This window comes from Bradyrhizobium lablabi, assembly GCF_018129385.1.
GTDB lineage: Bacteria > Pseudomonadota > Alphaproteobacteria > Rhizobiales > Xanthobacteraceae > Bradyrhizobium > Bradyrhizobium lablabi_C.
On the sequence record NZ_JAFCLN010000006.1, the window covers coordinates 133,259 to 146,273 of the forward strand.

12 protein-coding genes are annotated in these 13,015 nt (G+C 63.5%); 5 read left to right on the plus strand and 7 right to left on the minus strand.

Annotated elements, in window-relative coordinates; all coding sequences use genetic code 11:
• Positions 1-81: 81 nt before the first annotated feature.
• From JQ628_RS14645 to ruvC, 6 genes are all read right to left on the minus strand, one after another.
• Positions 82-993 carry a metallophosphoesterase gene (locus JQ628_RS14645; RefSeq protein WP_212223290.1) on the minus strand — a complete coding sequence of 304 codons (912 nt, stop codon included), beginning with the start codon at positions 991-993 and terminating at the stop codon, positions 82-84.
• Positions 994-1,087: 94 nt separating this feature from the next.
• A complete protein-coding gene (locus JQ628_RS14650; protein ID WP_212223291.1) occupies positions 1,088-1,957 on the minus strand; it encodes a DUF6869 domain-containing protein in 870 nt (289 codons plus the stop codon).
• Between the two features lie 83 nt (positions 1,958-2,040).
• Positions 2,041-3,087, minus strand: a complete 1,047-nt coding sequence (gene ruvB, locus JQ628_RS14655) for a Holliday junction branch migration DNA helicase RuvB (protein ID WP_212223292.1) — start codon at positions 3,085-3,087, stop codon at positions 2,041-2,043.
• A 30-nt stretch (positions 3,088-3,117) separates the two neighbouring features.
• Complete coding sequence (locus JQ628_RS14660) at positions 3,118-3,432, minus strand: NIPSNAP family protein (protein WP_212223293.1); 315 nt, start codon at positions 3,430-3,432, stop codon at positions 3,118-3,120.
• Positions 3,429-4,046: a Holliday junction branch migration protein RuvA gene (gene ruvA / locus JQ628_RS14665; RefSeq protein WP_212223294.1), complete on the minus strand. Its 618-nt coding sequence runs from the start codon at positions 4,044-4,046 to the stop codon at positions 3,429-3,431. Before ruvA ends, JQ628_RS14660 begins: the two co-directional genes overlap by 4 nt.
• On the minus strand, positions 4,043-4,570 hold the full coding sequence (gene ruvC, locus JQ628_RS14670; protein WP_212223295.1) for a crossover junction endodeoxyribonuclease RuvC: 528 nt from the start codon (positions 4,568-4,570) through the stop codon (positions 4,043-4,045). Before ruvC ends, ruvA begins: the two co-directional genes overlap by 4 nt.
• Positions 4,571-5,093: 523 nt before the next feature.
• On the opposite strand from ruvC, the gene JQ628_RS14675 reads away from it, so the two are divergent.
• The 3 genes from JQ628_RS14675 to JQ628_RS14685 all read left to right on the plus strand — a co-directional run bounded on the left by JQ628_RS14675 (position 5,094) and on the right by JQ628_RS14685 (position 9,571).
• Positions 5,094-6,338, plus strand: coding sequence for an HlyD family efflux transporter periplasmic adaptor subunit (locus JQ628_RS14675; protein WP_249127896.1), 1,245 nt, complete (start codon positions 5,094-5,096; stop codon positions 6,336-6,338).
• Positions 6,339-6,407: 69 nt separating this feature from the next.
• Entirely contained in the window at positions 6,408-7,598 is a 1,191-nt protein-coding gene (locus JQ628_RS14680; protein WP_212223474.1) for a hypothetical protein, read from the plus strand.
• The gene (locus tag JQ628_RS14685; RefSeq protein ID WP_212223475.1) at positions 7,598-9,571 is read left to right on the plus strand and encodes a glycosyltransferase family 2 protein; all 1,974 of its coding nucleotides are present in this window, start codon (positions 7,598-7,600) and stop codon (positions 9,569-9,571) included. The genes JQ628_RS14680 and JQ628_RS14685 overlap by 1 nt, the downstream gene beginning before the upstream one ends.
• 23 nt (positions 9,572-9,594) lie before the next feature.
• On the opposite strand, the gene JQ628_RS14690 is transcribed toward JQ628_RS14685, so the two are convergent.
• Positions 9,595-10,341, minus strand: a complete 747-nt coding sequence (locus tag JQ628_RS14690) for a YebC/PmpR family DNA-binding transcriptional regulator (RefSeq protein WP_212223297.1) — start codon at positions 10,339-10,341, stop codon at positions 9,595-9,597.
• Between the two features lie 210 nt (positions 10,342-10,551).
• Here JQ628_RS14690 and JQ628_RS14695 point away from each other — a divergent pair, with 210 nt between their 5' ends.
• Positions 10,552-12,309, plus strand: a complete 1,758-nt coding sequence (locus tag JQ628_RS14695; protein ID WP_212223298.1) for a methyl-accepting chemotaxis protein — start codon at positions 10,552-10,554, stop codon at positions 12,307-12,309.
• 233 nt (positions 12,310-12,542) lie between these two features.
• A complete protein-coding gene (locus JQ628_RS14700) occupies positions 12,543-13,007 on the plus strand; it encodes a (2Fe-2S)-binding protein (RefSeq protein WP_212223299.1) in 465 nt (154 codons plus the stop codon).
• Positions 13,008-13,015 lie beyond the last annotated feature (8 nt).

The following is a 13,015-nucleotide window of genomic DNA, read 5'->3' on the forward strand; positions in this document are numbered from 1 at the left end:
ATTCAATTGGCAGGCCCTCGATCGCCCCGAAGGCAATCGTTTTGCGCAAAATCGACGGGCTGCGCAAGCTTGGCCGCCGCGTTACGCGACCGCAGGAGCCCCACCGCCCAGCGTCACCAGCACGATTTCCGGGGGCACGCCGATGCGGAACGGCATGATGCTGCAGCCGAGGCCGCCGGAAACGACGAGGTCGCAATTCTTGCGGATGTGGCCATAGGCCAGTTCCTGCCCCGAAGGCGAGATCGGCGACCAGCCGGCGAGGCGCACCTGTCCGCCATGGGTATGCCCGGACAATTGCAACGCAACGCGCGAGGGCACGCGCCTGACGATGTCCGGTTCATGCGCCATCAGGATGACCGGAGCATCGTCCTTGATCTTTGCCAGCGTCGCGCCGAGATCGTCGACGCCCATCCGGCGCCCGGGCCGAAAGCGGCGCATCGGCATGTAAGCGAGTTGATCGCCGAGGCCGGCGAGCCAGAAAGGGCGGCCGTCCTTGCTCAGCAGCTTCGCATCGTTTTCGTAGACCGGAATGCCGGCGCTCTCCAGCGCGCGGCCCGCGACGGGCAGCCCGTGCCCTGCCCGCTGCACGTCCTTGTCTTCCCACCAATCGTGATTGCCGAGCACCGCGTGCACGCCGAGCGGCGCCTTCAATCCGCCAAGCACAGGCGCCCATTCGCCCGCCGGAATGAAGCGCGTCACCTTGCGGTGCCCCGCGACATAGTCACCAAGCAGGACGACGAGATCCGGCTTGAGCGCATTGGTGCGATCGACGATGCGCTCGATGCGCTCTACCGACATCCAGGGATCGCAGGCATGCAGGTCGGCAATCGCCGCGATCTTCAGCCTGAAGCCGGCCGGCCATTGCGGCGGCGAGATATTGTAGCGCGTGACGCGAAGCCGCAGCAGCGGCTCGCCAAAGCCATAGGCCGTGCTTGAGATGCCGAGCGCGCCGAGCCCGACTGTACCTTTAAGAAAATGACGTCTGGTAATCATTGCCGTTAACCGTGATGCAGCCTCATTCTGGCCGGGCATTGCAGCCGAATTCGGGTGCGTTTGTGCAGTTTGTCAGCAGGTGCCCTACCATCAATCACCACCTGTTGTCGCCGACCAGGGCATCGAGCCGCGCCTTCAGTTCCTCGCCGGCGCGAAAATACCAGACCCCGCCAAGCAGGTCGCGGAAGCGCTTGTCGCCAGCGGCTTCGCGCTCGATCCGGTCAATGGTTTCCATGCTGATGACGTCTTCGAGCGGGCCGGCGGCCAGCAGCGACAGCAGCACCGGATTGGATTCGATCTTCAGGATCTCGACGATCAGGTCGATGGCCTTGTCCGGATTCTCCTCGCGCAGATCGCGCTCGTAGTCCATCATCGTGAAAAAATTGTCGTCGCGGTCGCGATCGGATTTCGAATATTGCTCGACCCAGGTACGCGCCAGCTCCGGCACGGACATGATCTCGCATTCGAGCGGATGGATCGGCGTCTTGCGCGCAACATTGTCGGCCTCCCAGCCTTCGGCGTCCGAAATCCGCGCGATCCGCCGCGTGAACGGCTCTTCGGGGCCGAAATTTACGCCACCAAGCAGCCAGCGCAGTTTTGCATTTTCCTTTGCCTCGCGCTCGATTCGATCCATCACCGCATCGCCGTTCGCGTAGATCAGCGACAGCATGAACTTGTCGTTGAGCTGCATCACCGTGAGCTTGTCGGATTCGGTACGCAGCACTTCGAGCGCGAGATCGAGCGCTCTGTCGGGCGCATCATGCGGCAGGCGATCGAAATACATCTTTGCCGACCATGCGCCGCCGGTTTGATCGCGCCGGCTGATACATTGCAACACACTCCAGATCGAGGCGAGTTCGCCGATCTGCATGGCATTGAGGAACGCTTCGGTCTCCTCCGTCGTCGCGAGCTCGGGAGCGGCCGCAATAACCGCCAGCGCCTGCGCATCTTTCATCGAACCCATCGGCAACTCCACGGCAGCAGCGCCGGCGACCGAGCCGGCATCTCCGCATTAGTGCAGGCTTGTGGGAAACGGGTTCGAAGCTGTCAGTCGTCGTCGCCGTTGCCGAACAACCCGAATTGCGCCGGATCGCGTGAGGGCTCGGCGATGCCGAGATGGCGGAAGGCGTGCGAGGTGAGCAGGCGTCCGCGCGGGGTGCGCTGTAGATAGCCGCACTGGATCAGATAGGGCTCGATGATGTCCTCGATCGCATCGCGCGGCTCGGACAGCGCCGCCGCCATGGTCTCGACACCAACGGGACCGCCGCCGTAATTCATCGCGATGGTCGTGAGGTAGCGGCGGTCCATCGCGTCGAGGCCTGCGCTATCCACTTCCAGCGCGCTCAGCGCCTTGTCGGCGATCTTGCGGTCGACCGAATCAGCATTTTCGGCGGAGGCGAAATCGCGCACGCGGCGCAGCAGGCGGCCGGCGATGCGCGGCGTGCCGCGGGCGCGCCGCGCGATCTCGTTGGCACCGTCGTCCGTCATGCCGATCTTGAGCACGCGGGCGCCGCGGGTGACGATCTTTTCCAGCTCTTCTTCGGTGTAGAAATTCAGCCGCACCGGAATGCCAAAGCGGTCGCGCAGCGGATTGGTCAGCAGCCCCGCGCGCGTCGTGGCGCCGACAAGGGTGAATTTTGCCAGCTCGATTTTCACCGAGCGCGCCGCCGGACCTTCGCCGATGATGAGGTCGAGCTGAAAATCCTCCATCGCGGGATAGAGCACCTCTTCTACCGCGGGGCTGAGGCGATGGATTTCGTCGATGAACAGCACGTCGCGCTCTTCGAGATTGGTGAGCAGCGCGGCGAGATCGCCGGCCTTTGCGATCACCGGACCCGAGGTGGCGCGAAATCCGACGCCGAGCTCGCGCGCCACGATCTGGGCCAGCGTGGTCTTGCCAAGGCCCGGCGGGCCGACGAAGAGCACATGATCCAGCGCCTCGTTGCGCTTGCGCGCAGCCTCGATGAAGATCGAGAGATTGGCGCGCGCCTGCGCCTGGCCGACGAACTCGGACAATAGTTGCGGGCGCAGCGCCGTGTCGCCGACATCGTCGCTGCGGCGCTCGGGCGAGACGAAGCGGGAGGGAGTGGTCATGCGGCCTTAGGTATCCTCTTCGCCGGCTTCTTAGGCCTTGTTCGGAAGCAATGGCCGGAAAAACGACCGTTCGTAGCGGGTGAAGCAGCGCGTCTGCTTTGCGAAGTCTATCGCCTTCTGAACATCCGGATCGTTTTCCGCATCCTTGCGGTACTGTTCGTAGGCCGCCAGGCTCGGAAAGCTGAACATCGCCAGCGCGACGTCACTATCGCCTTCGGATGGCAGAAAATAGCCGTGATGGATGCCGCCGAACCGCGGCACCAGGTCAAGCCACATGGCGCCGTAAGCCTCGAACTCGGCGACCTTGCCCAGAGGGACCTCATAACGCAAATAGCAGGTAATCATTTCGCCAACTCCTTCAGCCCGAGCCGGATGAGCTGCGCGGTCTCCGCCTTTTCACCCGCGCTGCGCGAAGCCGCGGCGATCGCAGCGGCCGCCTGCGGCTGGCCGTAACCGAGATTGACCAGTGCGGAGATCGCATCCGCCACCGGGCGCGGGGCGCGCTGATCGTCGATCGCGCCGGCCAGATGCACGACGGCCGGATCGACATTGGCGAAGGCGGGCGCCTTGTCCTTCAATTCGGTGACGATGCGTTCGGCCACTTTCGGCCCGACGCCCGGCGTGCGGGACACCGCGGCCTTGTCGCGCAGCGCAATGGCGTTGGCAAGTTCGGCCGGCGGCAAGGTGCCGAGCACCGCGAGCGCGACCTTTGCGCCGACGCCCTGCACGGTCTGGAGCAGGCGAAACCATTCGCGCTCATGATCGGTGCGGAAGCCGAACAGCTTTATCTGGTCCTCGCGCACATAGGTCTCGATCGAGAGCACCGCGGCTTCGCCGGGCGACGGCAGCGCCTGGAGCGTGCGCGAGGAGCAGTGCACCTGATAGCCGACGCCGCCGACGTCGAGGATGACAAAATCCTCGCCGTAGGAATCGATGAGGCCCTTGAGTTTGCCGATCATGCGCCCGCCATCCTCAGCCGCAGTTCGGCGCTGACGCGGTGATGCGCGTGCGTAATGGCAATCGCCAACGCGTCCGCAGCGTCGGGCGATTTCGGCTCGGCCTTGGGCAGAAGTATCTTCAGCATCACCGCGATCTGGTTCTTGTCGGCATGTCCCGCGCCGACCACGGTTTTCTTGACCTGATTGGGCGCGTATTCGGCCACCGAAATACCGAACATCGCGGGCGCCAGCATGGCAACGCCGCGCGCCTGGCCCAGCTTGAGCGTGGCGACGCCGTCCTTGTTGACAAAGGTCTGCTCGACCGCGGCTTCCGCCGGCTTGTAGCTGCCGAGCACGGCGGCGAGCCCCTCATGGATCGCGAGCAGCCGTTCCGCCAGCGAAAGGTCGCCCGGCGGCTCGACCGAGCCGCAGCCGACGAAAATCAGCCGGTTGCCCTCGCTCTCGATGACGCCCCAGCCGGTGCGGCGCAGGCCCGGGTCGATGCCGAGGATACGGACGGGGTGGCGAATCGGTGGCGGCGTCATGGCATTTTATACCCATGCAGAAGTCTCAAGCCTAGCTGCGTGTTGCCATATTCGCGGCGGGAGCCTGTACAAGCGGCGTCGGCGCTGCCCCTATCGAGCAACCTTCGTGTTCGTCATTCATCAATGCGACGTCCTGTTCATCAATGCGACGCGCCGTTTATCCATGCCGTGTGCATTGCCGATTTTTCACGTTTGTCTGAAAACGCCCTTAGGAACGGAAGCCGCCCGTACCGGTTAGCTGCCGAACCGAGGCCGAGACCGGCTTTTCGAAAGCCGGCAATCGCCCAAAGTCAGAACCGTCTGGAGGCAACGCTCTCTTAGGCATTGATCAACAAGGGAGCATGGCATGCACCGGAATAGCAACGGCGGTTCTGCAAAGACGCAGACTTCGCGTCATCCAGTAATCCTTCGGACTTCCTCGCTCGTGGTAGGCGGCGTTCTGGCGATCCTGCTGGTAACGTCCGTCGCTCCGCCGATCATCGCCGATCAATCGGACCGGGCCGTGGTCAATGCGCCCCTCACCTTGCTGACGGCGCCGATCGAAGGCCAGATCGAGTCGGTATCCAAGAACGTCAGCAATACTGCGGAATCGGGTGATTCACTGGCGCGCATATCGAACGTCCGGGTCGACCGGGGGACGCTGATTTCGCTGGAAGAGAAGGCCGCCGATGCCCGCGCAAAACTGGAAGCGACCCGGCAAAAAAAGGAATCGGATCGCACCTATGTGAAGATGCTTGATGCGGAAATCAACGATCAATCCGAACAACTGCGCGCCCAGTTTCAGTCGCAGATTGCGGGACTGCGCGCGAAGATCGCGGAGACGAATTCGCTGAGCGGCGCGCAGAAGGCGTTGGTCGATCGTCAATCCGAGATGGTGGCCCGCAACGCGGCAAGCATGGACATGCTCAGGCCGACGAAAGAGAATTATTCCGCGGCGCTCCATAAAGCCGATGCAGCAAGAGCCGGCCTCGATCAGAAGGTTGCCCAGCTCGATGCCCTGGAAAAAGGCATCTATGCCGGAGACGACCTCGTCGCGATCGGAATCCTCGCTCAAAAACGCCGCGACATCTCCCTCGATGCGACGCGCATGGAGATCGAGGAAAAGGAGCTCTCCGCCATCCTCCAGGACAAGCAGGCCCTCGCAGCCCAGGAGCGTCAACGACTGGCAATTCTGACGGAAGCCGACGTGCAGGTCACCAACCGAGGCAAGATCCTGACCGTCGGGGCCACGCCGGGCCGGCACGTCAATGCCGGCGATACCCTGGCCTCGCTGGTCGATTGTGAAAAGCGATTCGTCGTGGCGATCTTTTCCTACCGTCAGGCCCAGAGCATGAAGCCCGGCACGCGCGTCCGCGTAGAGGGCGCGGCATTCGGGTCCGGCATCGTCACCGCCATATTGCCGAAGACATCCGACAAGGTCGACGAACGTTTTGCCGTGCCATTCCCGCAGACCGAACGGCGCGAACTCTACGCGATCATCGCCCCCGAAAATTCCGGCAGTGGCGGTCAAGACGCCGAGCCGGCGGCTGATGAAGGGTCGAGGCCCTGCACCATCGGTCAATGGGTGACGGTGACAAAGGACAATGCAATGGTACCCTCGACATCCGTGATGTGGCGGCATCTCGAGACACTGGTCAGCTCGTGGAGCGCAGACGAGAGCCCCGCGCAACCCAATGACAACAGAGAAGCGACACGGGAAACGGGAATCGCTGCGCTCACTGCCGCCTTCCGCTCGGCCGCGGCCGCGCGTCAGCCGTCGATGCCGTAAGCGATGTTTGCTCCCGGGAGCTACCATGTCGCGGCAAAGCCATTCGCCGCCATCGCGATCTGGCTGGCAATGACCATTGCCGCCACGGGCGCGAGCGGCGACCCGAAATCCGCTGCCGGGCGTGACTGCGCCGCGCTGGCGAACGCGGTCACCTCGCAGGCAGCTGGCAGCAGCGCGGTGTTCGTGCGCAGCTATGAGCCGGGCGAAGGCGAAAGCAGCCTGCCGGCGGGACTGGCAACTTCCGCATTCGTCTACGACAACGCGCTGGCGGCCATCGCGCTTGTGGCCTGTGGCGATGTGAGCCGGGCCGTCCTGATCGGCAATGCCTTGAGCCGCGCGGTTCGCAGCGATCGCACCTTTGCGGACGGCCGCGTGCGCAATGCCTATCGCGCCGGACCGGTGGGCGAAGCCGGGCCTTTGCTGCCGGGCTGGTGGGACAACCGGCAAAAAATCTGGGCTGAAGATGCCGCCCAGGACGGCAGTTCGACCGGCAATGCCGGCTGGGTGATTCTGGCGTTGCTGACCCTGCATCAAGCCACCGGCGAGGCTGCCTTCATGGCGGATGCCGATCGGCTGATGAATTGGGTAACAGCCAATGTCTCCACCGGGTCCGGTTTCCGCGGCGGCTTCCACGGCTACGACAGCCAGTCCGTGCCGCTCACCTGGATATCGACCGAGCATAACGCCGACATTCACGCGGCCGCGGCCTGGCTGTACCGCCTGACGGGCAAAGCCGGCCACGCAGAAGCCGCATCGCAGGCGCGCCGTTTCCTCGATCGGGCATTTGCCGGCGATCATTTCCTGCTCGGCACGAAGCCCGACGGCAGCCTCGCCGATCCCAAAATGCTCGCGCTCGACGTGCAGCTCTGGCCATGGATGGCCATCCCGGATGCGCCGGCGAAATGGCGATCGGCCCTGGATTTCGCCGCACGCCATCTGGCCGCAGGCGACGGCTTCGACTTCAACGGCGACCGCGACGGCATGTGGGTTGAAGGCACTGCGCAAGCTGCGCTGGCCTACCGGATCGCGGGAAATCCGCAGAGAAGCGAGCAACTGCTCACGATGCTTGAAGCCGACCGCACGCCGTCGGGCTTGCTCAATGCGACCCGAACGGCGCGGATTTCGACGGGTCTGTCAATCGACCCGACCAAACCGGTGGCGGACCTCTTTTACTTCAAGCGCCCCCATCTGGGAGCGACCGCATGGGCCGCGCTGGCCGCCACCGCGTGGAATCCGTTTACCGGCAGAAAGGTGGAATGATGTTCGAAACCGCCGCAGACATCTCGTCCATTCTGTCGATCGATATCGGTCTGCTGATCGGATTGCTCGTGCTGGCGCGGCTGCTCGATCCGGCTCGAAGCCGCGACCGGATGCTGTTCGGAATAACTGCGGCAATGCTGCTGGTAATCTACGCCTTGTGGCGCTGGCATGACACGCTGCCCGCGTCCGCATCCTCGGTGGAGGGTTCGTGGCAATATCTGTTCTTTGCGTTCGAGGCGCTGGCGATCGCCTACACGCTGACGTCGATTGTCATCCTTTTCCGCAGCACCGATCGGTCGAGGCAGGCCGACGTCGCGCAGTATCAAATGGAGCAAGCCGGCCAATTTCCCGCCGTCGATATCTTCATTTGCACCTATGACGAACCGCTCGAGGTGCTGGAAAGATCGATCCTGACGGCGCTGGCGCTGGATTACCCCAACGCTACGGTCTGGGTTCTCGACGATACGAGGCGGACATGGCTGCGCGACTATTGCGCCGAGACGGGCGCGCGTTACGTCACGCGTTCCGACAACGAGAAGGCCAAGGCCGGAAACCTCAACAACGCATTGCGGGTCACCGCTGCGCAGACCAACTCTCCTGTCATCCTGGTGCTGGACGCTGATTTCGCCGTGCATCCAGATTTCCTGCGACGGACGGTCGGATTGCTGCTTTCGAAGCCGCAGGTTGGCGTGGTCCAGACTCCGCAATTCTACTGCAATCCCGATCCGATTCAGCACAACCTGCTGGCCGCGCAGAGCTGGGTGGACGATCAGCGGTTCTTCTTCGATGTATTTCAGCCCGCTAAGGATGGCTGGGGATGCGCGTTCTGCGTCGGCACCTCGTTCGTCGTCCGCCGCGACCTGTTGACCGAGCTCGGCGGATTTCCGGATCAGGCGATCTCGGAAGACATCAATCTGACCTATGCGCTGCTGGCGAAAGGCTTTGAGACCTGGTGGCTGAACGAGAGACTAAGCACCGGATTGTCCGCCGAGGGCATACCCGAATACATCACGCAACGAAGCCGCTGGTGCCTCGGAACGATCCAGGTCGCCCTGCTTCGCGATGGTCCACTGCTTGGATCCGGATTTTCGCTGATTCAGCGATGGCAATATCTGCACGGCATTATGAACTGGCTGTGCAAGCCGTATCTGGTCCTGCTGCTGGTGGCGCCTTCGATCTACTGGTTTGCCGGCATTCCAGCATTCGAGGCGGATTACCTCTCATTCCTGCGATACGGGCTGCCGGCGCTGCTCGGCCAGATGATCTACATGGCCTGGGTTTCGCGATCGCGGACGCTGCCGCTATTCATGGAAGCAACCCACGCGATTTCCGCCTTTGCGGTGACCGCCACGCTGGTAAGCGCCGCCGTAAAGCCGTTCGGCAGGCCGTTCAAGATCACCAACAAAGGCGGCGACCGCTCGGAGCCGACGACCCACTGGAAATTCGCGGCGCTGTTCGGGCTCATCTCGCTGAGCTCCGCCGCGAGCATCGTGTGGGCATTTGTTTCCCCCTACGCGGCGAGCGAAATCTCCCCGCTCGATTTTTTCAACCTGCTGTGGGCCGGCGTCGCGATGCTGATCGCATTCATCGCGTTCCTGGTCTGCTTCGAGCTGGGGCGCGGCGAGATGCTATTCGACGTCAACGAAGCGGTTCACCTTGCATCGGGCAGCGAAATCATTCGCGGACGTCTGACGGTGCTGTCGACATCGAGCGCCCGCATGTTTTGTGAAGGAAGGTCTGCGCAGCTGATGACCGGGTTTGCGCGGCTTCACCTCGACTTACTGGGCTGGATCGATGCAGAGATTGCAGACCGCAACGATACTTTCATCGGATTGCGGCTTCGGCCGACTGCTGCGCAAGGCAAGACGCTCGCAACCTGGCTGTTCGGCTTGCTGGATGAGAACGTTGCCAGTACGGCGAGTATGACCGGGACGCTCGCCGGAACGATCCGGAAGGGCTGGCGGGGCGGATAGGCGCCCCGTCCGGGATACGAGAGCTACCCGCCCATCTTCGCGACCAACGCGTCGGACACCTCGAAATTGGCGTAGACGTTCTGCACGTCGTCGTGCTCGTTGAGCAGGTCCATCAGCTTGAGCAGCTTTTCGCCGGTCTCGTCGTCGACCGCGACGGTGTTTTGCGGCTTCCAGGTCAGCGCGGCCTTGCGGGCTTCGCCGAACTTTGCCTCCAGCGCTTTTGCCACCTCGCGAAAGGTCTCCTGCGAGGCGTAGACCTCGTGGCCCGCTTCGCTGGAGACCACGTCATCGGCGCCGGCCTCGATGGCGGCGTCGAGCATCGCATCGTCGGAGGCGACGCTATGGTCGTACTCGATGATGCCGGTGCGGTCGAACATGAAGGCGACCGAGCCGGTTTCGCCGAGATTGCCGCCCGATTTGGTGAAGAAGGAGCGGATGTCGGAGGCGGCACGGTTGCGGTTGTCGGTCAGCGCCTCGACGATGACGGCGACGCCGCCGGGGCCGTAGCCCTCGTAGCGGATCTCGTCATAGTTCTCGCCCTCGTTGCCCGCCGCCTTCTTGACCGCGCGCTCGATATTGTCCTTCGGCATGTTCTCCTGGCGCGCCGCGACGATGGCCGCGCGCAGGCGGGGGTTCATGGCCGGGTCCGGCGTTCCCAGCTTGGCGGCCACGGTAATTTCCCGCGCCAGCTTGCCGAAAAGCTTCGACTTCTGAGCGTCCTGGCGCCCCTTGCGGTGCATGATGTTCTTGAATTGGGAATGGCCGGCCATGCGGGGTCTCTTCGGAAATCGTCCGGGAAATGAGGGTGGAAGCGCGGCTTATAGGCCGCCAAACGGGCAAAATCAAAGACTTGGGGGCTTTTTTGGACCCGCGGCTGGGCCTGCGGCAATGCGTCTGCCGGAATATCAGGCACTTGTTAACCATGACTTAGTGCCCGGATGAGATGATCCCGCGCGGATTTCAACCAGCAAGAGATGGTCATGGCATTCGGCTTGTTTCGAAAGCGTCAGCCGGAACCGCCGGCGCCTGCCGCCGCGAAAGCCCCCTCCCCGGCGGCTGCGGCCAATATGCCGGCCGTGCCGGAGAGCGATTCGGCCAGGGAAATCCTCGATCTTCTGGACCTCGAGCTCGGCGCCATGATCCGCCAGCTCGAGAAGGCGGCCAATTCGGTCGCCGGCGGTGCGGAAGCCACCGCGGCGACGCTGGCCACCATCCGCCAGCGCACCGATGCGCTGACCGGCCGCACCAGCGCGGCGCAATCGACCGCCACCATCTTCTCGCAGGCCGCCGACAAGTTCACCCATTCGGCCGACGGCATCGGCACGCAGGTGCGCAATGCCGGCAAGCTCGCCGACCAGGCCAGCGCGGCGGCGCGCGAGGCCAGCGCCAATGTCGATCGTCTGCGAGAATCTTCCGCTGCGATCGGCAACGTCGTCAATCTGATCGCGCAGATCGCGCGCCAGACCACGCTGCTGGCGCTCAATTCCACCATCGAGGCAGCGCGCGCGGGCGAAGCCGGGCGCGGCTTTGCAGTGGTCGCGACCGAAGTGAAGGCGCTGGCGGTCCAGACCCAGCAGGCGACCGAAGAGATTTCCAAGAAGATCGAGGCACTACAGCGCGATGCCGCGGGTTCGGTCGATGCCGTCCATCGCATCTCGCAGGCGATCGAGGCGATCCGGCCGGTGTTCGAAAACGTCAACGGTGCGGTCAACGAGCAGAACCAGACCACCGGCGAGATGAGCCAGAACGTCGCTTCCACCTCCAGCTTCATCTCTTCGGTCGGCGACAGCGCCGCCGAAATCGATTCCGCCACCAAGGAGGCCGAGACCCACGGCGAGACCGTTGCGAAGGCCGGCAAGTCGGTGACGATGTTTGCGCAAAAGCTGAAATCGCGCTGCGCCGTGCTGCTGCGGCAAGGCGAAGGCGCTGCGCGGCGGAAGGCCGAGCCGCTGCCGTGCAGCCTCAACATCGAAATCCAGACGCCACGTGGTGCGGTCACGGCGCCGGTCTATGAAATCTCGATGGAAGGCATCTTGATCAGCGGACCGGACTCCGAACGGCTACAGTCGCGCGAAAGCCTTGCTGCGACGCTACAGGACGTCGGGCCGTGCCGGATCCGCATCGGCGAGCGGTCGAAGGCCGGCACGCGCGCGCAGTTCGAGCGGCCGGATGCGGCCCTGATCGACAGGCTCGAAGACAAATTGTGGGCGATCCAGGACGAGAACACCGAATTCGTCGCCCGCGCCCTGGAAGCCGGCGCTGCGCTGACAAAGATTTTTGAGAACGGCATCGCCAGCGGCGCGATCTCGATGGACGACATGTTCGACGAAAACTATGTCGAGATCGCAGGCACCAATCCGGTGCAGCATCGCACAAAGATCCTCGATTGGGCGGACCGCGCGCTGCCGCCCTTCCAGGAAGCCTTCCTTGCCAGGGATCAGCGGATGGCGTTCGCCGCCATGATCGACCGCAACGGCTATCTGCCCGTGCACAACAAGATTTACTCGCATCCGCAGCGGCCGGGCGACGTCGCCTTCAACACCGCCAACAGCCGCAACCGCCGCATCTTCAACGACCCCGCGGGCCTTGCCGCCGGGCGCAACCAGCGCGCCTATCTGGTGCAGACCTATGCCCGCGACATGGGCAACGGGAAATTGATCATGATGCGCGAGATCGACGTGCCAGTGCGCGTGCGCGGCCGGCACTGGGGCGGTTTTCGCACGGCCTACAAGCTGTAGACGCGACGCCCCGTCGCAACCGCTTACCGGCTGATCGATTCTTGTTCACATCCCCGTCATTGAGCGCGCCTATCTGCACGCAAAATGACAATCATCATCTCAAGTCGCCGAAAAGCTGCGCAAATTTTTTACGAAATCGCACGGCAAATCAGCTCTGCGAAAAAAGTCGTATGCCTCCGCTCGCGCGGCCAAGCTATATGATGCTGCCGCAACGCGATAAGGGGGATTTTGTGATGGCAACGACGCTCACGATCAACGGCGAAGCCAAATCATTCGATGCACCTGCGGATATGCCCCTGCTCTGGGTGCTGCGCGACGTCCTCGGCATGACCGGCACGAAATTCGGCTGCGGCATCGCGCAATGCGGCGCCTGCACCGTGCATATCGACGGCCAGCCGGTGCGCTCCTGCGTGCTGCCGGTGGGGTCGCTGTCCGGCCGCAGCGTCACGACCATCGAAGGCATCGGTGCGACGCCGGCCGGTGCGAAGGTGCAAAAGGCCTGGCTCGATCTCGAAGTAATCCAGTGCGGCTATTGCCAGTCCGGCCAGGTCATGTCGGCGGCGGCGCTGCTGGCAGCGACTCCCAATCCAGACGACTCCGACATCGACGCCGCGATGTCCGGCAATATCTGCCGCTGCGGTACTTACGTGCGCATCCGCGCCGCCATCAAGCAGGCGGCATCCGGCCGTCAATCGTAGGGAGCGCG